This is a genomic window from Streptomyces sp. CB02058, assembly GCF_001905505.1.
GTDB lineage: Bacteria > Actinomycetota > Actinomycetes > Streptomycetales > Streptomycetaceae > Streptomyces.
Genome location: NZ_LIPG01000001.1, coordinates 1,230,569 through 1,253,020 on the forward strand (window position 1 = coordinate 1,230,569; position 22,452 = coordinate 1,253,020).

General features: G+C 71.7%; 17 protein-coding genes. 10 read left to right on the forward strand and 7 right to left on the reverse strand.

Annotation, left to right across the window (positions count from 1 at the left end; all coding sequences use genetic code 11):
• Positions 1-76: 76 nt before the first annotated feature.
• The 3 genes from AMK10_RS05745 to AMK10_RS05755 all read right to left on the reverse strand — a co-directional run bounded on the left by AMK10_RS05745 (position 77) and on the right by AMK10_RS05755 (position 6,308).
• Entirely contained in the window at positions 77-2,125 is a 2,049-nt protein-coding gene (locus tag AMK10_RS05745) for a M4 family metallopeptidase (RefSeq protein WP_073745375.1), read from the reverse strand.
• 512 nt (positions 2,126-2,637) lie between these two features.
• Positions 2,638-4,509: an ABC transporter ATP-binding protein gene (locus AMK10_RS05750; protein ID WP_073745377.1), complete on the reverse strand. Its 1,872-nt coding sequence runs from the start codon at positions 4,507-4,509 to the stop codon at positions 2,638-2,640.
• Complete coding sequence (locus tag AMK10_RS05755) at positions 4,506-6,308, reverse strand: ABC transporter ATP-binding protein (RefSeq protein WP_073745379.1); 1,803 nt, start codon at positions 6,306-6,308, stop codon at positions 4,506-4,508. The genes AMK10_RS05750 and AMK10_RS05755 overlap by 4 nt, the downstream gene beginning before the upstream one ends.
• A 153-nt stretch (positions 6,309-6,461) precedes the next feature.
• On the opposite strand from AMK10_RS05755, the gene AMK10_RS05760 reads away from it, so the two are divergent.
• From AMK10_RS05760 to AMK10_RS05775, 4 genes are read left to right on the forward strand one after another with little or no spacing between them, the layout of a single operon-like run.
• Entirely contained in the window at positions 6,462-7,373 is a 912-nt protein-coding gene (locus AMK10_RS05760; RefSeq protein WP_073745381.1) for an ABC transporter ATP-binding protein, read from the forward strand.
• Between the two features lies 1 nt (position 7,374).
• A complete protein-coding gene (locus AMK10_RS05765) occupies positions 7,375-8,157 on the forward strand; it encodes an ABC transporter permease (protein WP_073745383.1) in 783 nt (260 codons plus the stop codon).
• 49 nt (positions 8,158-8,206) lie between these two features.
• Positions 8,207-9,460: a sensor histidine kinase gene (locus AMK10_RS05770; protein WP_073745385.1), complete on the forward strand. Its 1,254-nt coding sequence runs from the start codon at positions 8,207-8,209 to the stop codon at positions 9,458-9,460.
• Between the two features lie 22 nt (positions 9,461-9,482).
• On the forward strand, positions 9,483-10,136 hold the full coding sequence (locus AMK10_RS05775) for a response regulator (protein ID WP_073745387.1): 654 nt from the start codon (positions 9,483-9,485) through the stop codon (positions 10,134-10,136).
• A 15-nt stretch (positions 10,137-10,151) separates the two neighbouring features.
• Here AMK10_RS05775 and glgX read toward each other — a convergent pair whose 3' ends face one another.
• Positions 10,152-12,272 carry a glycogen debranching protein GlgX gene (gene glgX, locus AMK10_RS05780; RefSeq protein ID WP_107428373.1) on the reverse strand — a complete coding sequence of 707 codons (2,121 nt, stop codon included), beginning with the start codon at positions 12,270-12,272 and terminating at the stop codon, positions 10,152-10,154.
• Positions 12,273-12,540: 268 nt separating this feature from the next.
• Between glgX and AMK10_RS05785 the strand changes: the two genes are divergently transcribed.
• The 6 genes from AMK10_RS05785 to AMK10_RS05810 all read left to right on the forward strand — a co-directional run bounded on the left by AMK10_RS05785 (position 12,541) and on the right by AMK10_RS05810 (position 18,405).
• Positions 12,541-13,761, forward strand: coding sequence for a L,D-transpeptidase (locus tag AMK10_RS05785; RefSeq protein WP_073745391.1), 1,221 nt, complete (start codon positions 12,541-12,543; stop codon positions 13,759-13,761).
• A 204-nt stretch (positions 13,762-13,965) separates the two neighbouring features.
• Positions 13,966-15,225, forward strand: coding sequence for a L,D-transpeptidase (locus tag AMK10_RS05790; RefSeq protein ID WP_073745393.1), 1,260 nt, complete (start codon positions 13,966-13,968; stop codon positions 15,223-15,225).
• Positions 15,226-15,312: 87 nt separating this feature from the next.
• Complete coding sequence (locus AMK10_RS05795; RefSeq protein ID WP_073745395.1) at positions 15,313-16,080, forward strand: enoyl-CoA hydratase/isomerase family protein; 768 nt, start codon at positions 15,313-15,315, stop codon at positions 16,078-16,080.
• 251 nt (positions 16,081-16,331) lie between these two features.
• A complete protein-coding gene (locus AMK10_RS05800; protein WP_073745397.1) occupies positions 16,332-16,847 on the forward strand; it encodes an ATP-binding protein in 516 nt (171 codons plus the stop codon).
• A 380-nt stretch (positions 16,848-17,227) separates the two neighbouring features.
• Positions 17,228-18,064 carry a polysaccharide deacetylase family protein gene (locus tag AMK10_RS05805; protein WP_073745399.1) on the forward strand — a complete coding sequence of 279 codons (837 nt, stop codon included), beginning with the start codon at positions 17,228-17,230 and terminating at the stop codon, positions 18,062-18,064.
• 125 nt (positions 18,065-18,189) lie between these two features.
• Entirely contained in the window at positions 18,190-18,405 is a 216-nt protein-coding gene (locus AMK10_RS05810; protein WP_073745401.1) for an EF-hand domain-containing protein, read from the forward strand.
• A 43-nt stretch (positions 18,406-18,448) separates the two neighbouring features.
• Here the strand turns inward: AMK10_RS05810 and AMK10_RS05815 are convergent, their stop codons facing one another.
• The 3 genes from AMK10_RS05815 to AMK10_RS05825 form a co-directional block, all read right to left on the reverse strand.
• Positions 18,449-20,740 carry an N-acetylmuramoyl-L-alanine amidase gene (locus AMK10_RS05815; protein WP_079180616.1) on the reverse strand — a complete coding sequence of 764 codons (2,292 nt, stop codon included), beginning with the start codon at positions 20,738-20,740 and terminating at the stop codon, positions 18,449-18,451.
• A gap of 201 nt (positions 20,741-20,941) precedes the next feature.
• Complete coding sequence (locus AMK10_RS05820; RefSeq protein ID WP_241839480.1) at positions 20,942-21,949, reverse strand: terpene synthase family protein; 1,008 nt, start codon at positions 21,947-21,949, stop codon at positions 20,942-20,944.
• Positions 21,950-22,025: 76 nt separating this feature from the next.
• The gene (locus AMK10_RS05825) at positions 22,026-22,451 is read right to left on the reverse strand and encodes a GntR family transcriptional regulator (RefSeq protein WP_073745405.1); all 426 of its coding nucleotides are present in this window, start codon (positions 22,449-22,451) and stop codon (positions 22,026-22,028) included.
• Position 22,452 lies beyond the last annotated feature (1 nt).

Consider the following 22,452-nt stretch of genomic DNA (forward strand, 5'->3'; position numbering starts at 1 on the left):
CGAGCGCCGGAACGCCGCAAAGGCCCGGGGGAGGGTTGCTCCCCCGGGCCTTTCGCTCAGCGTCCGGACACCGTCCTCAGAAGGTGAGCTTGACGCTGTTGAAGGTGCCCGTGTCGCCCGAGTAGGCGTCCTGGACCCTCAGGTTCCATGTGCCGTTGGCCACCTCGGACGAGGCGTTGACCGTGTAGGTCGCCACCACGTTGTCCGCGGAGTCGCTCGACGAGGAGTTCTTCAGCCGGTACGCCGTACCGTCCGGGGCCACCAGGTCGATGACGAGGTCACCGCGGTAGGTGTGGGTGATGTTGACGGCCACCGACAGGTCGCTGGGCGCGTTGCCGGTGACGCCGCTGACGACGACCGGGATGTTCGTGGTGCTCCGGTCGGCCAGTGCCCTGACGGTCGTGTTCTGGAAGACCGTGCCGCCCGGGTCCGGGTCGGTGCCGCCGCCGGGGCGGGAGCCCACGGCGATGCCCGCCCACGCGTTGGCCACCGCGGTGTACTCGGCGCTGGTCGTGCCGTACAGCTCACCGGCCACGGCGAGGGTGCCGGTGCGGGCGGCGGCGTAGTTCGTGGTGGAGGTGAACTTCGTGGTGAGCGCCTTGAACCAGATCTGCAGCGCCTTGTCCCGGCCGATGCCGGTCACCGGGAGCCCGTCGGAGGTCGGGGAGTTGTAGGACACCCCGTTGACGGTCTTGGCGCCGCTGCCCTCGGAGAGCAGGTAGAAGAAGTGGTTCGCCGGGCCCGAGGAGTAGTGGACGTCGACCGAGCCGATGCCCGAGTACCAGTAGTCCTTGGACGCGCCGTCCTTGCTCGGCTGGTCCATGTAACGCAGCGGTGTGCCGTCGCCGTTGATGTCGATCTTCTCGCCGACGAGGTAGTCGCCCGGGTCCTGGGCGGTGTTGGAGTAGAACTCCACGCCCGCCGCGAAGATGTCCGAGGTCGCCTCGTTGAGGCCGCCGGACTCACCGCTGTAGACCAGGCCGGCGGTGTTGGAGGTGACGCCGTGCGTCATCTCGTGGGCCGCCACGTCCAGCGAGGTCAGGGGCTTGAGGTTGCCGCTGCCGTCGCCGTAGGTCATGCAGAAGCAGCTGTCGGACCAGAAGGCGTTGACGTAGTTGTTGCCGTAGTGGACACGGGAGTACGCGCCCACGCCGTCGCCCTTGATGCCGGAGCGGCCCATGACGTTCTTGTAGAAGTCCCAGGTCTCCGCGGCGCCGTAGTGCGCGTCGGCCGCGGCGGTCTCCAGGTTCGACGCGCTGCCGTTGCCCCAGACGTCGTCGGTGCCGGAGAAGAGCGTGCCCGTGCCGGACGTACCCCGGTTGAGGTTGTACGTCTTGTGGTTGCCGCGCGCGGTGTCCGTCAGGTTGTACGAGGTCCCGGAGCCGGAGGTTCCCAGTGTCACCGTGCCGTTGTACTGGGTGTTGCCGGTGCCGTTCTCGATGGCCTGCCACTCGTAGAGCTTGGCACCCGACGAGGCGTCCGTGATGACGTGCAGCTCGTTCGGGGTGCCGTCGTGCTGGAGGCCGCCGACGACGGTCTCGTACGCGAGCTGCGGGGTGCCGCTCGCCGCCCAGACGACCTTGCGCGGGGCCTTGCTCGCCTCTGTGCTCTTCGAGCCGTCGGCGCGGGCCGCGGTGAGCGCCTGCTTCTCGGCGGTGGCCGGGGCCACGTCGGCCGAGGTGCCGACCGCCTTCAGCTGCGCGCCGGTCGCCTTGGACGCCTTGGTGACGCCTTCGGTCGTCCCGGCCTTCGTCTCGGAGACGACCAGGTCGCCGCCGAGGACGGGCAGGCCGCCCAGCGTGCGCTCGTAGCGGGTGTGGGTCGTGCCGTCGACGTCCTTGGTGACGTCGCGGACGACGAGTGCCTCCGTGGCTCCCAGTCCGAGCTCCTCGGCGGTCGCCGCCTTGGTGGCGTTGGCCTCCTTGAGCAACTCGGCGCGCTGCGCCGGGGAGAGCTTCGCGGGGAGGGCGCCGGGGTCGGCTCCCTTCACCGCCGCGGCCGGTGCCGCGGTGGAGCCTTCGGGGGCGGCCGATGCGGCACCGCCCTGGATTCCGACGGCGAGGAGGGCTGCTGCGGCAATCAGAGCGCCGGTCGCGGTGGCACGACGGCTGGGCGTGGGTCTCACGCGGACTCCTTCTGCGAGGGGGGCGACGGCCGACTGGGTGAGCCGGCCGGGCAGAGCAGGCGGTGCGCGGAACGGGGGAAGAGTGCCAGCCGGAGCACGGCTATGTCAGGACCGCGTCAACACATTGGCCGGAAGTCGTCCGTTGCCGGAAGAGCCGTGTTCGTTAAGCGGACGTTTCACCGTGTGTCATCCGGACGCCGTGCGGGGCGTGCCGAGAGGCCGTCGGGCCTTGCGTCGCAGGGTGAGTTGAGATTCCGTTCGAATGTAAGGCGTTCGAACCGGCAGACGCGGGGCGGCGGTGGACCACGTGCTGAGACGGCGCGGAACTGTGGCCAGTTCCGCGCCGTCCCGTTCGCACCGATCGAGACCGTGCGGGCCCGTGTCCAGGGGCGGCTCGGCGAGGCGCCGGCCGACCGGACGGGCGCGGCTCCCGCCTGCGGAACGGCTGCCCCCGCACGGCGAAGGCTCCCCGCGCCGTGCGGGGAGCCTTCGCCGTACGGTGTCCCGTCCGCTCAGGCCAGGCTCTCCCGCCAGGCGCGGTGCAGGCCCGCGAACCTGCCCTCGCCGCTGATGAGTTCGGCCGGGGTGCCGTCCTCCACGATCCGGCCGTGCTCCATCACCAGGACCCGGTCCGCGATCTCGACCGTGGACAGCCGGTGGGCGATGACCACCGCCGTGCGCCCGTGCAGGACGGTGTCCATGGCCCGCTGCACCGCCCGCTCGCCGGGGATGTCGAGCGAGCTGGTCGCCTCGTCGAGGATCAGCACGGCCGGGTCCGCGAGCAACGCCCGTGCGAACGCGACGAGCTGGCGCTGACCGGCGGAGATCCGGCCGCCCCGTTTGCGGACGTCCGTGTCGTACCCGTCCGGCAGCGCGCTGATGAAGTCGTGCGCTCCGATGGCCTTCGCGGCGTGCTCGATCTCCTCGGGTGTCGCCTCGGGCCGGCCGATCGCGATGTTCTCGGCGATCGTCCCCGAGAACAGGAACGCCTCCTGGGTCACCATCACCACACCCCGGCGCAGCTCGGGCGTGGCCAGATCGCGCAGATCGGTGCCGTCCAGCAGGACCCGGCCCTCCGTCGGGTCGTAGAAGCGCGCCAGCAGCTTGGCGAGCGTCGACTTCCCCGCGCCGGTCGAGCCGACCACGGCCACGGTCTGGCCCGCCGGGATCGTCAGGGCGAAGCGGGGGAGGACCTCGCCGCCCGTCCGGTACGCGAACCGGACCTTGTCGAAGGTGACCTCGCGGCCCGGGTGGTCACCGGTCAGGGCCGGCAGCTCCTTCGGCGCGGCCGGCTCGGGCACGGTCGGCGTCTGGGCCAGCAGTCCGGCGATCTTCTCCAGCGAAGCGGCCGCCGACTGGTAGGAGTTGAGGAACATCGCGAGCCGGTCGATCGGGTCGTACAGCCGGCGCAGATACAGCACCGCCGCGGCCAGCACACCCAGTGCCAGCGTGTCCGACGCCACCCTGTGGGCGCCCCAGAGCACCATCGCGGCGACCGCCGTGTTGGCGACGAGGCGGGAGCCGACGACATAGCGGGCCATCTCCAGCAGGGCGTCGCCGTTCGTCCGCTCGTGGCGGTGGTTGAGCACCGCGAAGCCCTCGTCGTTGGCGCGCTCCCGGCGGAACGCCTGCACCGGCCGGATCCCGTTCATCGTCTCGGCGAACTTCACGATGACCGAGGCGATCGCCGAGGAACGCGCCGAATAGGCCGTCGCCGCACGCCGCCGGTAGGTGCGTACCAGGACGTAGAGCGGCACGAACGAGGCCACGGCGATGGCGCCGATGCCGAGGTCGAGCCAGAGCAGCATCAGGGAGATCGACACGAAGGACAGGACCACGCCGATCAGTTCCTGGAGCCCCTCGCTCAGCAGCTCGCGCAGGGACTCCACATCCGTGGTCGAGCGGGAGATCAGCCGGCCCGAGGTGTAGCGCTCGTGGAAGTCCACGCTCAGCGCCTGCGCGTGCCGGAAGATCCGGCCGCGCAGATCCAGCAGCACGTCCTGGTTGATCCGCGCGGCGGCCCGGATGAAGACGTACTGGAGGAGCCCCGCCCCCACCGAGCACACCGCGTACCCGATGCCCACGGCGGCCAGCGGACCGTAGTCGTGGTCCCGGAACGCGGGCACACCGCTGTCGATGGCGTACGCGACCAGCAGTGGTCCCGCCTGCACGGCGGCCTGCTGGAGCAGCAGGACGAGGGAGGCCACGACCACCCTGGCCCGCATCGGGGCGAGCAGGGAGGTCAGCAGGGCCCAGGTCGCTCCGCGCGGGGTGGGCAGGTCGTCGTGGTCGAACGCGTCCCCGTCGGCCGGCGCCCGCCCCGCCCCGCCTTCCGGCAGGTCGTCGTCGGCCAGGGCGGGTCCGTCGGCAGTCGTACTGGTCATCGGGTGCTGCCCTCCTCGGGGACCAGGGCGCCGGCGCCCCGGTCACCGGACATCAGCCAGGCGTACTCGGCGTCGGTGCGCAGGAGTTCCTGATGGGTTCCCACGGCGCTGATCCGGCCGCCGGACAGCAGAGCCACCCGGTCGGCCAGCATCACCGTGGACGGCCGGTGGGCGACGACCAGGGCCGTCGTCCCCTCCAGCACACGCCGCAGGGCCGCCTCCACCAGTGCCTCCGTGTGCACGTCCAGGGCCGAGAGCGGGTCGTCGAGCACCAGGAAGCGGGGCTCGCCCACGACGGCACGGGCCAGCGCCAGACGCTGCCGCTGGCCGCCCGAGAGGCTCAGGCCCTGCTCGCCCACCTGGGTGTCCACGCCCTGCGGAAGGTCGTGCACGAAGTCGGCCTGCGCGACCGACAGCGCCCGGCGCAGCTGCTGCGCGCTCGCGCCCTCCGCGCCCATCAGCACGTTCTCGCCGACGCTCGCCGAGAACAGCGTCGGCTCCTCGAAGGCCACCGACACCAGCTCGCGCAGCCGGGGCCGCTCCATGGCGGCGATGTCCTCGCCGTCCAGCAGGATCCGGCCGCCGGTCAGATCGTGCAGCCGGGGCAGGAGCGCCGTCAGCGTCGTCTTCCCGGAACCCGTGGCCCCCACCAGGGCCAGGGTCTCGCCCGGACGGATGTGCAGATCGATCCCGGCGAGCACCGGCGGGGAGCCGGGATCGGCGTCGGGATAGCGGAACTCCACCCCGTCGAGGAGGATGCCCCGGTCGCCCTCCCGGGCCGCCTCTCCAGCCGCTTCGGGCTCCGGCTCCTCGGCGGCGTCCATCACCTCGAAGTAGCGGTCGGCGGCCGTCGCGGACTCCTGGCTCATCGCCAGCAGGAAGCCGATCGACTCGACGGGCCAGCGCAGCGCCAGGGCCGTCGAGAGGAACGCGACGAGCGTCCCGGCCGACAGGTTCCCGTCCGCGACCTCGATCGTGCCGAGCACCAGCGCCGCGCCGATCGCCAGCTCCGGAATGGCGGTGATGAGCGCCCAGATCCCCGCGAGCAGCCGGGCCTTGCCGAGCTCCGTGGCCCGCAGCCGCCGGGCGAGCGCGCGGAAGGCGAGGGCCTGGCTGCGGTGGCGGCCGAAGCCCTTGACGATGCGGATGCCGAGCACGCTCTCCTCGACGACCGTCGTCAGATCACCGACCTGGTCCTGGGCCCGGCGCGCCACCAGCGAGTACTTCGTCTCGAAGAGGGAGCACAGGATCATCAGCGGGAGAGCGGGCGCCAGGAGCACCAGCCCGAGCGACCACTCCTGGGCGAAGAGGATGACGAAACCGACCAGGATCGTCGTCCCGTTGACCAGCAGGAAGGTCAGGGGGAAGGCCAGGAACATCCGCAGCAGCATCAGGTCGGTGGTCCCGCGCGAGAGCAGCTGGCCCGAGGGCCAGCGGTCGTGGAACGCCACGGGCAGCCGCTGGAGATGGCGGTAGAGGTCGGCGCGCATCGACGCCTCCACCCCGGCCAGCGGCCGTGCCACCAGCCAGCGCCTGAGCCCGAAGAGCAGCGCCTCGGCGATTCCCAGGAGCAGCAGATAGACCGCACCCAGCCAGACCCCGCCCGGATCGCGGTCCGCGACCGGCCCGTCCACCATCCACTTCAGTACGAGGGGGATCACGAGGGCGAGGCAGGAGGCGAGTATCGCCACGAGGGCTGCGCCGATCCAGCGCGCGCGCACCGGTCTGACATAGGGCCACAGTCGCAGAAGGGAGCGCACGGCGGACCGGTCCGTGGGCTCTGCAGGTTCTTCGGGCATCAGGACCGAGCCTAAGGTTCACCACTGACATCGCTCACGTGGTTTTCCGGCCGGGAGCCCTGGGTCGGAGTACGCCATCAACCGATCGGCTGATGCCGTTCCGAGCGTGACGGCGGATACCGGCGCCGCCCGCCCGCCGGAATCCTTGCGGGCATGGCAATCATCGAAGTACACGGGGTCCACAAGGCCTACGGCGGCCGCCCCGCGGTCGACGGGGTGAGCTTCACCGTCGACGAGGGGGAGATCTTCGGGATTCTCGGCCCCAACGGAGCGGGCAAGACCACCACCGTCGAATGCGTCGAAGGACTGCGGGTCCCCGACGCGGGCACCGTCCGCGTCGCCGGATTCGACCCCGCCGCCGACCGCGACCAGGTCACCCGGCTGCTCGGCGCGCAGCTCCAGGAGAGCGAGCTCCAGCCCAAGCTGACCGTCCGCGAGGCGCTGGAGCTCTACAGCGCCTTCTACCCCGACCCCGCCGACCCGTACGCCCTCGCCGAACGGCTCGGCCTCGACGCGCACCTCGACCGCCGCTTCGCGAAGCTGTCGGGCGGCCAGAAGCAGCGGCTGTTCATCGCCCTGGCGCTCATCGGCAATCCACGGATCGTCGTGCTGGACGAACTCACCACCGGCCTCGACCCGCGCGCCCGCAGGGACACCTGGCGCCTCATCGAGGAGATCCGGGACAGCGGGGTGACCGTCCTGCTCGTCACCCACTTCATGGAGGAGGCCCAGCGGCTCTGCGACCGGGTCGCCGTGATCGACAAGGGCCGCGTCGCCGCGCTCGACACCCCGGCGGGCCTGATCGACCGGTCCGCCGGCTCCACGGTGATCGCCTTCACCCCGTCGAGACCCCTCCCGGACCTGGGCGAACTCGCCCGGCTGCCGGGGGCCGTGTCCGTCTCGGCCGAGGAGGCGGACGGCAGGATCACCGTCCACGGCGACGACGACACCGCCGTGGCCGTGATCTCCCTGCTCGCCGGACTCGACATCACCGCCCGCCATCTGCGCGTCCTGGAGACCAGCCTGGACGACGCCTTCCTCGACCTCACGGAGCAGGACGCCTGAGATGACCACGACCGCAGCGACCCCGGCCCCGGCCACCAGGGCGAACGGCCCGCTCACCGCCGTACTCAGGGCCGAGACCCGCCTCTTCCTCCGTGAACCGGGCAGTCTCTTCTGGATCCTCGTCTTCCCGGCCGTCCTCCTGACGATCCTCGGCCTGATCCCCTCCTTCCGGGAGGACGACGAGGCCCTCGGCGGGCGCAGCGTCATCGACCTGTACGTGCCGGTCGCCGTACTGCTCTCCATGATCATGGCCGGGCTCCAGGCCATGCCGCCCGTCCTCACCGGCTACCGCGAACGCGGCATCCTGCGCAGGATGTCGGCGACCCCCGTGCGCCCGTCCGCCCTGCTCGCCGCGCAGATCGTGCTGCACGGCGCGGCGTCCCTGGGCTCCGCCCTGCTCGTCATCGCCGTGGGGAGGACCGCCTTCGGCGTACCGCTGCCGGAGCAGGCGGCCGGCTACCTGCTGGCCCTGGTCCTGGCGGTCGTCTGCGTCCTGGCCCTGGGCGCCACCATCTGCGCGCTGTCCAGGACCGCCAAGATCGCGACCGCCGTCGGCTCCGTGGTGTACCTGCTGATGATGTTCACCGCCGGGGTCTGGGTGCCCGTCCAGACCATGCCCGGCCTGCTGCGCGGGATCGTGGAGTTCACCCCGCTCGGCGCCGCCTCCCAGGCGCTCGACCAGGCCGCGTCGGGCGGCTGGCCGGAATGGACGCACCTCGCGGTCATGGTGGTGTGGACGGCCGCGCTGGGCGTCGGATCGACCCGGCTCTTCCGCTGGGAGTGACCCGGGCGCCGGGGCAGGGGAGACTGGGGCCGGGACGGGGAGGGGCACGATGAGCGACGGCATGACGGTCGAACAGCGCTGGCAGGCGTTCTTCAGGTACGGCCCGTTCACCCTGCTCGGCATCTCCGTCGTGATGGCCGTCCTCTCCGCCGACCTCATCGGGATGACCGGCGGCGAGAAGTACGCGGCGGCGGCCCTCGTCGGCGTGGCCTGCGCCCTCCAGCTGTGGTGGGACCGGACCCGGCCCGGGCTCGCCCCGGGGACGCCGGCCGGGCAGGTCTACTACTTGCTGCGGACCCTGACCGCCTTCGCCCTGTGCTGGGCCAACCCGTTCTTCTCCATCTACGCGATCATGGGCTACTTCGACGTCGGGGAACTGCTGCCGAAACGCCTCTTCCGCGTGGGTCTGCTCTGCACCGCCGTCACGATGGCCGGTTCGCAGTCCGGGAGCGGCATGCCGCCCGCCTCACCCACCAACTGGGCAGCCTTCGGCGCTCTGTTCGTCCTGCACTTCTCCCTCGCCCTCCTCTTCGGCAACATCAGCGCCCGGGAGGCCGAGCGGACCGAGCGGCAGACGGAGACCATCTCCGAGCTGGAACGCGCCAACACCCGGCTGGAGCAGGCCCTCGCCGAGAACGCCGCCCTCCAGGCCCAGCTCCTGCTCCAGGCGAGGGAGGCGGGGGTCGCCGACGAGCGCCGACGCCTCGCCGCCGAGATCCACGACACCCTCGCCCAGGGCCTGACCGGGATCATCGCCCAGCTCCAGGCCCACACCTCCACCGCCGACCCCGCCCGGGCCCGCGAGCACGTCGACCGGGCGGCGGCGCTCGCCCGGCACAGCCTCGGCGAGGCCCGCCGCTCGGTCCACAACCTGGTGCCCGCCGCCCTGGAGGACGACGACCTGCCGGGCGCGCTGAAGAAGACGGTCGCCGGATGGTCCGAACGCACCGGCGTACGGGCGGAGTTCACCGTCACCGGCACCGTCGAGCCGCTCCACGACGAGGTCGGCGCCACCCTGCTCCGCATCGCCGAGGAGGCCCTCGCCAACGCCGCGCGGCACGCGGACGCGGCCCGGGCGGGCGTCACCCTCTCGTACATGGGCGACGAGATCACCCTGGACGTCCGCGACGACGGCCGCGGCTTCGACCCGGCCGCCCTCCCCCCGCACAGCGGCAGGGGCGGCTTCGGGCTCGGCGGGATGAGGGCCCGAGCCGAACGGATCGCGGGCACGGTCGAGGTGGAGTCGGAACCCGGCCTGGGCACGGCCGTCTCCGCACGGGTGCCGCTGGTCCGGCGCGCCTGACGGGCAGTAACCTGGCCCGGACATGACTGAGGCCACCGGAAGCGCGCGCGTCATCACCCTGCTCGTCGTCGACGACCACCCGGTCGTACGGGACGGTCTGCGCGGGATGTTCGCGGCGGCGCCCGGATTCGAGGTGCTGGGCGAGGCGGCGGACGGTGTCGCCGCCGTGGAGCTCACGACCCGGCTCGACCCCGACGTCGTCCTGATGGACCTGCGGATGCCGGGCGGCGGGGGAGTGGCCGCCATCGCCGAACTCGCCAGGCTCGGTGCCCGGTCCAGGGTGCTCGTCCTCACCACGTACGACACGGACTCCGACACGCTGCCCGCCATCGAGGCGGGCGCGACCGGATACCTCCTCAAGGACGCGCCCCGCGACGAGCTCTTCACCGCCGTACGCGCGGCGGCCGACGGCCGCACCGTGCTGTCACCCGCCGTCGCCTCACGCCTCGTCTCGCGGGTGCGCGCCCCGGCTCCGGGCCACGAACCGCTCTCCGCGCGCGAGCGCGAGGTGCTCGGACTCGTCGCCCGGGGGACCTCCAACCGCGAGATCGCCGCCGAGCTCTTCATCAGCGAGGCGACCGTGAAGACCCACCTCACCCATGTCTTCGCCAAGCTCGGCGCGAAGGACCGCGCGGCGGCCGTCGCCGTCGCCTACCAGCGCGGCATCCTCGGCTGAGCCCCCGCCGTCCCGTCACCCCGTCACACGCAGCAGCAGCACCGACCTTCCGGGCACCGCGAGTGTCGCACCACCCTGGTGGACGCTGCCCGGTGCCTCGGACTGGTCCTCGCGCGAGGTGTCCAGCACCAGTTCGTAGGACTGGGCCCAGGGCGGGCCCGGCAGCCGGAAGTCGCAGGGCCGGTGGTCCGCGTGCAGGACGGCCAGGAAGCTGTCGTCGGTGATCTGCCCGCCCCGGGCGTCGCGTCCCGGGATGTCGCGCCCCGACAGATAGAGGCCGAGGGTCGCCGCGGGGGCGTACCAGTCGCCCTCGGTCATCTCCGCGCCCTGCGAGGTGAACCACGCGAGGTCCCGCAGACCGTCCGGGGCCTGCGGTGTCCCGGCGAAGAACGCGCGGCGGCGCAGCACCGGGTGGCGGTGGCGCAGCGCCAGCACCCGCGCGGTCAGCTCGGTCAGCTCCCGCCACCCGGGGTCCTCCAGGAGCGACCAGTCCAGCCAGCTGACCTCGTTGTCCTGGCAGTAGGCGTTGTTGTTGCCGCCCTGCGTACGGCCCATCTCGTCGCCCGCCACCAGCATCGGCACGCCGGTCGACAGGAGCAGCGTGGTCAGGAGGTTGCGCAGCTGCCTGCGGCGCAGGGCGTTGACGTCCGGGTCGTCGGTCTCGCCCTCGGCGCCGCCGTTCCAGGAGCGGTTGTCGTCGGTGCCGTCGCGGTTGCCCTCGCCGTTGGCCTCGTTGTGCTTGTGCTCGTAACTGACCAGGTCGCGGAGGGTGAAACCGTCGTGCGCCGTGACGAAGTTGACGGAGGCGTACGGTCGTCTGCCGCCCCAGGCGTACAGATCGCTCGACCCCGTGAGCCGGTAGCCGATGTCGCGCACGTCCGGCAGCGCGCCGCGCCAGAAGTCGCGCACGGCGTCGCGGTAGCGGTCGTTCCACTCGGTCCACAGCGGCGGGAACGCGCCCACCTGGTAGCCGCCGTTGCCCACGTCCCACGGCTCGGCGATCAGCTTGACCCGGCGCAGCACCGGGTCCTGGGCGATCACCGCGAGGAAGGGGGAGAGCATGTCGACGTCGTGCATGGAGCGGGCGAGCGCCGCCGCCAGGTCGAAGCGGAAGCCGTCGACTCCCATCTCCGTCACCCAGTAGCGCAGCGAGTCCGTGATCAGCCTCAGCACCTGCGGCTGCACCACGTGCAGGGTGTTGCCGCAGCCCGTGTAGTCCGCGTAGCGGCGGGCGTCCGGCTGGAGGCGGTAGTAGCCCCGGTTGTCGATGCCGCGCAGGGACAGCATCGGGCCGAGCTCACCGGCCTCCGCCGTGTGGTTGTAGACCACGTCGAGGATCACCTCGATCCCGGCGTCGTGCAGGGCGCGCACCATCTGCTTGAACTCGCCGACCTGCGCCCCCGCCGTGCCGTTCGCGGCGTAGTCGGCGTGCGGGGCGAAGTAGCCGATGGAGTTGTAGCCCCAGTAGTTGTGCAGCCCGCGCCTGAGCAGATGGTCCTCGTGGGCGAACTGGTGGACCGGGAGCAGCTCGACGGCCGTCACCCCGAGGCGCCGGAGATGGCCGACGGCCGCGGGATGGGCGAGCCCGGCGTAGGTGCCCCGCAGCTCCGGGGGGATGTCCGGGTGGAGCTTGGTGAAGCCGCGCACATGCAGTTCGTAGATGACCGAGTCCGCCCACGGCGTCTTGGGCCTGCGGTCCTCGGCCCAGTCGTCGTCGTCATGGACGACGACGGCCTTGGGCACGAAGGGCGCGGAGTCGCGGTCGTCGCGCACGGTGTCCGCGACGTGCTGGTCGGGCCAGTCCCTCATATGGCCGTACACCTCGGGCGGCAGGGTGAACGAACCGTCCACCGCGCGGGCGTACGGGTCGAGGAGCAGCTTCGCCGCGTTCCAGCGGGCGCCGGTCCAGGGGTCCCAGCGGCCGTGCACGCGGTAGCCGTACCGCTGCCCCGGGCGTACGCCGGGGACGAAGCCGTGCCAGATCTCATGGGTGAGTTCGGTCAGCGGCAGCCGGGTCTCGGCGCCGTGCTCGTCGAAGAGACAGAGCTCGACGGCCTCGGCCCCGCCCGCCCAGAGGGCGAAGTTGGTGCCTGCCACACCGTCCGGGCCGACCCGGAAGCGGGCACCCAGCGGCATCGGTGCACCCGGCCATACGGGTGGTCTGCCGGAATCGTTCCCGGGGGCCGGTCCGGACGCCCCCACCCGCCCCGCGGTGCGTGGCGCTTCCTCCTGCTCGGCTGTGCTCGACACCTCTCGGCCTCCTGCGGCTCTTCGGACCGGTACCCGGAGAGAGGGCGTACGGCGTCCCGGCCGCGGCCTTCCTGGTGTGGTCCTCCCCCTTTGTTCTGCCCACGGCGGGCCCCGCACTCACGTTTCCCCGGGGCGACGGCATCGTTGGGGGAGCGTGAACCACGTAGCGAAGAGAGCACGGGCGGGTTCGGCCGCCGTGCGGACATGGGCAGGACTGTTCACCGTGCTTGCCGTACTGACGGGCTGCACCGGGACGACACCGTTCTTCGGGGACGACCGCGCACCCGGGGACGCGATCCGGATCGTCCCCGAGGACGGCGCCGAGAACGTGGGCGCCGGCACCCGGCTGGGCGTGACCGTCCCCGACGGACGGCTCGAACGGGTGAAGGTCACACGGATCGAGGACGCGGAACACCAGGAGGTGCCGGGCCGGATCGCACAGGACGGCCGGTCGTGGGCCCCCCGGGACAGCGGGTACCGGCTCGGGCTGGCCGGGAGGTACACCGTCGAGGCGGTCGCGGTCGACGGCGACGGCCATCGCTCGGCCCGCAGCACCACCTTCACCACGCTGGTCCCCAAGGACCGCTTCATCGGCTACTTCAAGCCGGAGAACCGCTCCACGGTGGGCACCGGCATGATCGTCTCCTTCGACTTCAACCGGCCGGTGACCAAGCGTGCCGCCGTCGAGAAGGCCATCAGGATCACCACGGAACCCGAGGTGGAGGTGGTCGGCCACTGGTTCGGCGCGGACCGGCTCGACTTCCGCCCCGCCACCTACTGGGAGCCGGGCACCGAGGTCACCGTCGAGGTGGGCCTGCGCGATGTGGAGGGCGCCCCCGGGGTCTACGGCAGCCAGCGCAAGAAGGTGACCTTCCGCGTCGGGCGCTCCCAGACGTCACTGGTCGACGCCAGGGCGCACACCATGGAGGTACGGCGGGACGGCGAGCTCGTCAGCACCGTGCCGATCTCGGCGGGCGCCGAGAAGAGGACCACGTACAACGGGAAGATGGTGGTCTCCGAGCTGCACGAGGTGACCCGGATGAACGGCGACACCGTCGGCTTCGGCGGTGAGTACGACATCAAGGACGTGCCGCACGCCATCAGGCTGACCAGGTCCGGCACCTTCCTGCACGGCAACTACTGGGAGTCCCCGGACATCTTCGGTTCGGAGAACACCAGCCACGGCTGCATCGGGCTGCGTGACGTGAAGGGCGGAAGCTCGGACACCCCGGCCGGATGGTTCTTCGAGCGGACGCTCGTCGGTGACGTCGTCGAGGTCGTCAACTCCGCCGACAGGACCGTCGCCCCGGACAACGGCCTCGGCGGCTGGAACCTCGACTGGCCCCGGTGGAAGGCGGGTTCCGCCCTGCGCTGACCCCCGGTCCGACCTGCGCGGGTCCCGGAGGAACACCCTCCGGGACCACCCGGGTGGCCCGTGGGGCGACTTGGGACGGAACGGTGACATTCCGGGGAACTCTTCCCCACGTGCGGTGTGATTATCTTGCGCGGAGCGTGCATGTACAGCGCGCGGGGGTGCGGGCCATGGCGGGGCCAGGCCGTGCGAGGGGAGACGACCACATTGAACGGGCAGCCGATATCGGGGGAGCGGGCCGGTACGAGCGGGGGACGGCGCGGGCGGCGCGGCACCCCCGGACTCCTCGCACCGGTCGTGGGTGTGCTGCTGTTGCTGGTGACCGCCTGCGGCGGGAACGCGGCCGCCGGCGACGCGGACGGCAAGGGCGGGACGGGGAGCGCCAAGCCCGCCGACACCAGCGCCTCGCAGGCGGTGGTGACCATCGCGCCGAAGGACGGCGCCGACGACGTGGCGACCAGCGGGGCGCTGAAGGTCTCGGCGGCCAAGGGCAAGCTGAGCACGGTGAAGGTGGCCGACCCCAAGGGCAAGGCCGTGGAGGGCAAGATAGCCGAGGACGGCCTGAGCTGGGTGCCCGACCGCCACCTGGCCGCCGCGACCAAGTACACCGTGCACGCGGTCGCCAAGGACGACAAGGGCCGCCAGTCGGCCAAGGACACCAGCTTCACCACGCTGGTCCCGCAGAACACCTTCATCGGCCAGTACACGCCCGAGGACGGCTCGACCGTCGGCGTCGGCATGCCGGTCTCGATCCACTTCACCCGCGGCATCACCGACCCGGCCGCCGTGGAGAAGGCGATCAGCGTGACGGCGGAGCCCGCCGTGCAGATCGAGCCCCACTGGTTCGGGAACGACCGCCTCGACTTCCGTCCCGAGAACTACTGGGCGGCGGGCACGAAGGTGACCCTGCGTCTGGACCTCGACGGCGTCGAGGGGCGCCCGGGGGTCTACGGCAAGCAGGCCAAGACGGTGAGCTTCACCATCGGCCGCAGCCAGGTCTCCACGGTCGACGCGAGCTCCCACCGCATGAAGGTGGTCCGCGACGGCAAGCAGATCAAGGACATCCCGATCTCCGCGGGCGCGCCGGCCACCACCACGTACAACGGCCAGATGGTCATCAGCGAGAAGCTCAAGGTGACCCGGATGAACGGTGACACCGTCGGCTTCGGCGGCGAGTACGACATCAAGGACGTGCCGCACGCGATGCGCCTGTCGACCTCGGGCACCTTCATCCACGGCAACTACTGGGGCGCGTCCAGCATCTTCGGCACGACCAACACCAGCCACGGCTGCGTCGGTCTGCGGGACGTGCGCGGCGCCTGGGACAGCAAGACGCCCGCCGCGTGGCTCTTCGACAACTCCCTCATCGGCGACGTCGTGATCGTCAAGAACTCCAAGGACAAGGTGATCCAGCCGGACAACGGCCTCAACGGCTGGAACATGGACTGGGCGGAGTGGATCAAGTAGATCCCCTCCCGTACGCGGAGGACGGGCCCGGTGCTGTGACCAACGGCACCGGGCCCGTCGCCGTTAGCGACGGTTAACCTGCTCACCATGACCGTAACCCTCGAAGTAAGCGACAACGTCGGCACGATCCGCCTGGACCGGCCCCCGATGAACGCCCTGGACGTCGCCGTCCAGGACCGGCTGCGCGAGCTCGCCGAGGAGGCGGGCCGGCGCGACGACGTGCGCGCGGTGATCCTCTACGGCGGCGAGAAGGTGTTCGCGGCGGGAGCGGACATCAAGGAGATGCGGGAGATGGACCACACGGCGATGGTCGTGCGCTCCAGGGCGCTCCAGGAGTCCTTCACCGCCGTGGCGCGCATCCCGAAGCCGGTGGTCGCCGCGGTCACCGGCTACGCCCTGGGCGGCGGCTGCGAGCTCGCGCTCTGCGCCGACTTCAGGATCGCCGGGGACAACGCGAAGCTCGGCCAGCCGGAGATCCTGCTCGGGCTGATCCCGGGCGCCGGGGGCACCCAGCGCCTCGCCCGGCTCGTCGGCCCGTCCAAGGCCAAGGACCTCATCTTCACGGGCCGTCAGGTGAAGGCCGACGAGGCCCTGACGATCGGTCTGGTCGACCGTGTGGTGCCCGCCGCCGAGGTGTACGAACAGGCCCGCGCCTGGGCCGCCCGGCTGGCCGCGGGCCCGGCGCTGGCGCTGCGGGCCGCCAAGGAGTCCGTGGACGCGGGTCTGGAGACGGACATCGACACCGGGCTGACGATCGAGCGCAACTGGTTCGCCGGCCTGTTCGCCACGGAGGACCGGGAGCGGGGTATGCGGAGCTTCGTGGAGGAGGGGCCGGGCAAGGCCAAATTCCTCTGACCGAAAGTGAGTTGCGTACAAGGGCGCAGAGGTTCATCCATGCGGGCGGATTAGCTGGACCTTAAGGGGACCTTAAGGTCCAGCGCCCGTTCCGCTCGTGCAATTACTCGATCCACTCGTGTCGTCGCAGGTGGTAGTGGGTGCCGGTCCCCCTTTTCTGCCCCCGGCATATGCCGGAGAACCAACCCGGAATGACTGGTTCCGGGTAGGGGATTCCGTCGGAACGGTCACGGAGAGCGTTCTGTGCGGCCATGATGGTGAGCATGGCGGGCCTGGAGGGTGTGGAGCAGCCGCGACCGCGCAGCAGCGCGACGGCGGCACGCTGGATTGCTGCCGGCGATGACGAACAGGCGTTCAAGGCGCTGGAGTTGTTCGGGAATCCGACGGAGGACGAAGTCCGTCTGCCGTCCCGCCCGGAGTCCGCCGCCACCGCGCGCCGGATCACCTCGTGCGTGATGCTGCGCCAGTGGCAGCTGCCCGCGCAGACGGCCGAGCACGGGGTGCTGCTGGTCTCCGAGCTCGTCGGCAACGCGGTGCGGCACACCGGGGCCCGGGTCTTCGGTCTGCGGATGCTGCGGCGCAGGGGCTGGGTCCGGATCGAGGTGCGCGACCCCTCGCGCGGGCTGCCGTGCCTGATGCCGGTCCGCGAGATGGACGTCAGTGGGCGGGGGCTCTTCCTCGTCGACAAGCTCTCCGACCGCTGGGGCGTGGATCTCTTACCCCGCGGGAAGACCACCTGGTTCGAGATGCGCACCTCCGACCGCTGACACGCAGAAGCCCCCGGGTCGGCCGGGGTGGGGGCCGCGTCGGGGGCTTCTGAGGGGGCCGTGGAATGGGGGGTGTGTCCACGGCCGCACAGGGGACCTGGCTCGGGTCGGAGGAGGTCGTGCCACCGACTATGGCAGACGGGCGACCCCGTAGCCAAAGCCGCATAACCGCCAAAACCGGATAAATGCGTCCATTCGCCTTCGCAATCATAGGTGCGATGGGTCACTTGCCTGGCATTCTTTGCATATCTCTCACATTCGCTTGGTGATTCATTGATCACTGCCCGGATGTGTCCCACCCGTCCTTCCGCTCGTCCCGTCCTACTCTGCTCGGGTCTCGGGGAACGGAGCACCCGAACCGACCGGCGAGGTGGACGGCCATGAGCGCTCGCAGGACCGGGGTGCCCCGACGGGGCGCCCTGCGGGCGGCTGCCGGAGCGCTCGTGACCGGTGCGTTCGCCCCGGGATGCGCACCGGACGGAACCCCACCGCCGGACGGAACCCCGCCGCATGCGGACCGGGCACCCGCTGCCCGGCCGAACAAGGAGCGCGCGGGGAGCGGGCACAAGGCCCACGGCGCCGCCCGCCCCGCCCCCGCCCCGCGCCGCTTCCCCGGGCATCCGGTCCAGATCGAGCACGGCCCCGCCGATCGCCCGCGCGTCGCCCTCACCTTCCACGGCCGGGGCGACCCGGCCCTGGCCGTGGCCGTCCTCGCCGAGGCCGAGCGGGCGGGCGCCCGGCTCACCGTCCTCGCCGTCGGCAGCTGGCTCGACGAGTACCCCGGCATGGCCCGCCGCATCCTCGACGGCGGACACGACCTCGGCAACCACACGCAGAGCCACCTCGACATCAACGCCCTGGACGAGAGGCGGGCGTACGAGGAGATCACCGGCTGCGCCCGGCGGCTGCGGCGGCTCACCGGGTCGATCGGCACCTGGTTCAGGCCCTCACGCGCCCGCCGCGCCACCCCGCTCGTCACGGAGCTCGCGCGCCGGGCCGGATACCCGCAGGTCCTGTCCTACGGGGTGGACTCCCTCGACTTCACCTCGCCCGGCACGGCGGCGGTCACCCGCAAGGTGGCCGGTGAACTCCGCAACGGCTCGGTGGTCAGCCTGCACTTCGGCTACCGGGACACCGTCGCCGCGCTGCCCCTCCTCCTGACCGAGATCCGCCGGCGCCGCATGCGCGCGGTCACCGCCACGGAGCTGCTGACCTGACGCCCGCGGCCCATGCGCCGACGCGCGAGGGGCGGAGTCCGCCCACGGGTGGAGCGCTGCCGTCGCCGATCGGACCGCCGGATAATCTGACCTTCGTCAACAACGCACAACGAAGGGGCGGAACAGTGGCGGACATCGAGTCGGCACGCAAGGCATTCGAGCGCTTCGACCAGAACGGCGACGGCAGCATCACGGCGTCCGAGTACAAGAGCGCCATGGCTCAGCTCGGTGACCCCTACGTCACCGAGACGGTGGCGCAGGCCGTCATCAACGCCCATGACGCCAACGGTGACGGCGAGCTCACCTTCGACGAGTTCTGGGCCTCGCAGAACAAGGCCTGACCCGCACCGGACCGGCGGGGTGCCGGTCCGGTGCGGAGGCCGGCTACTTGAGGTAGACCAGGCCGTCGGTGGTGAGGGTGGGCCTGCCGCTCGTACCCACCACCACGATCTTGACGGTGTGCTTGGCGGAGGCCGACCAGGACTTCGTCCAGATCGCCTGGCGGTACGTGGTGGTGGAGGACTTCAGGTCCACCGTCGCCGCCTTGACGCCGTCCACGTAGACGTACGCCTGTCCGGACGTCGAGGCCCTGGACACCACCCACGCTGCCGAGCGGCCGGTGAACGTCCACGTCAGGGAGGCGTTCCTGGTGCCGCTCGAATAGGACTTGCCGCCGAGGTAGCTGGACGAGGACTTGGTGGTCCAGCTGCCGCTCTTCGTCGCCGAGGTCTCCTGGAGGACGACGGGAGTACCGGCGACGGAGGCGGCCAGGCTGTTGCCCGCCCGGTCGTACGCGGTCATCCTCCAGGTCGTCGCCACCGCGGACTTCGCCGTGTGCGACGCGCTCGTGGTCGTCGGACCGTACGTCCTGGCGACCGGAGCGGTCAGGCGTACGTCCCGCAGCTGTACCGCGTCGGACGCCTTCCACTTCAGGGTGAGCGGGACGGCCGTCGTGCTCACCGTGCCGGTGCGCAGCGACAGGTTCGGCTTCGTGGAGAAGACGGGTGCGGTCCTGTCGGCCACGACGGTGGCCGCCGCCGACACGGAGGTCTTCCCGGACTGGTGGGTCGCCCGCACCTGCACCTTGTGGGTGCCGACGGCCAGGGTGGCCTTGGCGGACGTGGCGCTGCCCGGCGCGGTGGTGACCGGCTTCCCGTCCACCAGGAGCTCGTACTTCGTGACGAACACGGCGGGCGTGGTCGCGGACCAGCCGACGGTGATGTCCGCCTTCGTGTGGTAAGACGTGCCCGAAAGCACCGCTCCGGTCACCGACTTGACCGTCAGACCCGTGACGGGCCCGGCCGCGTAGCCGCGGATCGTGGGCAGCTGGGCGTAGAGCCTGGTGCCGGGGCACTCGGTGTTGTAGCCGTCGCGGTGCCCGGAGACGGCGGCGAACGGGTAGGCCGTGCCCCCGGTGAACGCCTTGCCCGCGTAGTTGGTGCCGTTCGCGCCCGCCGTCAGCGTGGCCGTGCCCGAAGGGCTGACGCCGTACTGGCCGAGCTTCCACGCGGCGACCCTGGCCACCGCGGTCGTCGCGGCGGTCGCCGCGGCCGAGTCGGTGTACAGCCCGATCACGGCTATGCCCGCCGTCTCACGGTTGAAGCCGTAGGTGTGCGCGCCGAGCACCGCCCGGTCGACGCCGCCCTTGCGGCCCTCGAAGACCGTGCCGCACTTGTCGACGACGAAGTTGTAGCCGAGGTCCTTCCAGCCGTTCGACTGCACGTGGTAGGCGTGCAGCCCGCGGACGATCGCCGCCGAGTCGGCGCAGGAGTACGTGTTGGTCTGCGCGGTGTGGTGCACGAAGACGGCCTTGACCGTGTCCATGTAGTCGGGGGACTCGTCGTTGAGCGACTCGTCCGCGTTCCAGCCGGCCCGGGTGACGATCGGGGGCTTCGGTGCCGTGGACGGCAGCGGAGGCGGCAGCGTCGCGGTCGGCTCGGCGGTGGCGGACGGCGACTCGGAGGGGGCCGAGGGCGAGGCGCTGCCGGGGTCCGTGGTGGTTGACGGGTCCACCGGGGCGCCGGTGCCCGGCTCCTCCGTCGCCGGGGGCGTGGTCTCCTCGGCGGGCGGTTCGGTGGGTCCGGCGGACGGTGAGGCGGACTCCGTCGTGGTGTCCGTCGGCTCGGCCGTCGGTTCGTCGGTGGTGTCGACGGCGTACGCGGCGGGTTCGGCGCCGGAGACCCTGCCGGGGTCCACGGTGTCGAGCCGCAGCCCCTCGGGGAGTCCGGCGGACGCGCCGTCCCCGGCGGTCACCCGCACCTCCACACCGTCGGACGACCCGACCCAGCGGGGTTCGGTGGTGCCCCGGGTGCCGGGCTGCCCGGCCTCCGTGCGTCCGTCGACCTCGGTGTCGATGGGCAGCCAGGCCGACCACTCACCGCTCGGCACGGCCCGCGTACGGGCCTCGACCGTGCCCGTGACCTTGGCCGACGGGTCGGTCCAGGTGACGCCGAGCATGCTGAACGGTTCGGTGCTGTCCTGTCGCAGGGTGGCGCTCGCCCCGTCCTTCGACACCTTGAGGGCGGACCGGTGCACCTCGGTCCGCGCGGGGCCCGTCGAGGCGTGGATGCCGTCGGGCACGTCGCCGGTGCCGGTCACCCCCTCGAACACAAGGACACCCGCCACGGCCGTCGTCGCGACGGCAGCCGTGGCCCATATTCTTCGCTTCACTCGCACGTGGTCCCCGAGGATGTATGACTGCCGTGGCGGCAGTGAGCAGGATGTGCCCGGCGGTGGGGGGCGCCGGGGTTCCGTCCGATCTTCGCGCATGCGCCGAGCCCGGAGCCAGTTCCCAGGACTCGGACCGGTCACGATCACCGGGCCCGAGGTCCCCCGGCGGGCTTCCCGGAGCCCGCGCGGGCCCGGGGCGCGGCGGCGTCAGCCGGTGAACCAGCCGGACAGGGTCTCCCGCCGGTCGACCTCGACCAGGTCCGGGCGCGTGTAGCGCTCGGCGCGCGCGTGGTAGTCGAAGTCGCCCCGCACCAGGCCCCGGTAGTCCCGGGCGCAGCGCTCCAGCGCCGCCCGTGCCGGACCCTCGATTCCCGCGGCCCCGATCTGCGCGGCCAGCTCCGTCTCGGCGCGCTGGAGGCGTTCGGCGATGCGGGACAGCTGGATGCCGGCCTCGTTCACGGCCTGCTGGAGCGTGTAGCCCCGGTCCCGGTGGACCAGGCGGACGGCGTTGTGCGTGTACCCGACGACGGCCTCCTTCTCGACGGAGCAGATGTCGTTGCACAGCCCCGAGTGGTCGGTGACCGCGTCGCGCAGGGCGGCGTACGCGGGCAGGGCGCGCGCCGGCTGCGGGAGCTCGTGGCCGGCGGCGGTCTCGTGCAGGTCCAGGAACGCCCGCATCGCCCCCGAGTCCCTGCGGTGCCTCACGAAGTCCGCCCGGCCCGGCAGTTGTCCGGCGGCCCGCTCGACGGCCTCGGCGTAGTGCGTCCAGAGCCAGCGGACGATGTGCCGCCCGAAACGCCCGGTCCAGAGCGGCGACCGGCCCCGGAAGGTCCGCTCCCGCACATCGACGAGCGCGTGCTCCATGGGGCTGCGCGGCCCGGCCCCCTGGAAGACCTCGACCAGCCTGCCGATCGTCCCGCCGCACACGTCCGGATCATGGCCGGCCGGCCCGTCGTCGAACTCGTCGTCGACCAGGTACGCCCAGAAGAGCCACTGGCTGAAGAGGTCGAGCCGGTCCTGCGGGACCTCGGGGAACAGGAGAGAGATCCGCAGCTCCGGGCGGGCCCTGAGCATGCGCGTACGGACGGACGGCGACAGGCCGAGAGCGTGCTCCCCGGCCCAGTGCCAGGCGGCCCTCCCCGCCTCCGCCATGCCCGGATTGCATCCCGCGCTCCGGAACGGCATGTGGAACACCGGCAGAACGATCTGGCCCATCGCCGCCCCTCGTCGAGATCACCACCCGTCAGGCCAGTGAACCCTTCGTACGGGGGAGAGGAAAGCGGCCTCCCGGTCAGCTCTCGGGCTCCGAGGAGTACGTGGCCTCGAAGGATGTCCGGAAAAGGGCCTGGACCTCCTCGCCGCCGAGCCCCTCGGCCCGCGCCTGGTGCAGCCATTCGGTCAGCGCCGTACGCAGCGGCCACTCGGGACCGGACCCCGGCTCGGTGAGGGTGCGGGTGATGAAGGTCCCCGCCCCCTGGCGGACCTCGGCGAGTCCGGCACGCTCCAGCTCGCGGTAGGCCTTGAGCGTCGTGTTCGGGTTGACCTTGGTGGTGGCGGCCACCTGGGCGGCCGTCGGCAGCCGGTCGCCCTCCTCCAGCGCGCCCATCCGCAGGGCCTGTTCGACCTGCCGGACGATCTGGAGATACGTCGCCACCCCGCTGCGCCTGTCGATGCGGAACACGACCACGGACATCACCCTCCGCTCGAATAGCGACATT

What these genes read in the sequence shown, in the direction of transcription:
- AMK10_RS05750 (WP_073745377.1), bottom strand. Translation starts at nt 4,509, where the DNA reads ATGACCAGTACGACTGCCGACGGACCCGCCCTGGCCGACGACGACCTG.
- AMK10_RS05755 (WP_073745379.1), bottom strand. Translation starts at nt 6,308, where the DNA reads ATGCCCGAAGAACCTGCAGAGCCCACGGACCGGTCCGCCGTGCGCTCC.
- AMK10_RS05760 (WP_073745381.1), top strand. Translation starts at nt 6,462, where the DNA reads ATGGCAATCATCGAAGTACACGGGGTCCACAAGGCCTACGGCGGCCGC.
- AMK10_RS05765 (WP_073745383.1), top strand. Translation starts at nt 7,375, where the DNA reads ATGACCACGACCGCAGCGACCCCGGCCCCGGCCACCAGGGCGAACGGC.
- AMK10_RS05770 (WP_073745385.1), top strand. Translation starts at nt 8,207, where the DNA reads ATGAGCGACGGCATGACGGTCGAACAGCGCTGGCAGGCGTTCTTCAGG.
- AMK10_RS05775 (WP_073745387.1), top strand. Translation starts at nt 9,483, where the DNA reads ATGACTGAGGCCACCGGAAGCGCGCGCGTCATCACCCTGCTCGTCGTC.
- glgX (WP_107428373.1), bottom strand. Translation starts at nt 12,272, where the DNA reads ATGCCGCTGGGTGCCCGCTTCCGGGTCGGCCCGGACGGTGTGGCAGGC.
- AMK10_RS05795 (WP_073745395.1), top strand. Translation starts at nt 15,313, where the DNA reads ATGACCGTAACCCTCGAAGTAAGCGACAACGTCGGCACGATCCGCCTG.
- AMK10_RS05800 (WP_073745397.1), top strand. Translation starts at nt 16,332, where the DNA reads ATGATGGTGAGCATGGCGGGCCTGGAGGGTGTGGAGCAGCCGCGACCG.
- AMK10_RS05805 (WP_073745399.1), top strand. Translation starts at nt 17,228, where the DNA reads ATGAGCGCTCGCAGGACCGGGGTGCCCCGACGGGGCGCCCTGCGGGCG.
- AMK10_RS05820 (WP_241839480.1), bottom strand. Translation starts at nt 21,949, where the DNA reads ATGGGCCAGATCGTTCTGCCGGTGTTCCACATGCCGTTCCGGAGCGCG.
- AMK10_RS05825 (WP_073745405.1), bottom strand. Translation starts at nt 22,451, where the DNA reads ATGTCGCTATTCGAGCGGAGGGTGATGTCCGTGGTCGTGTTCCGCATC.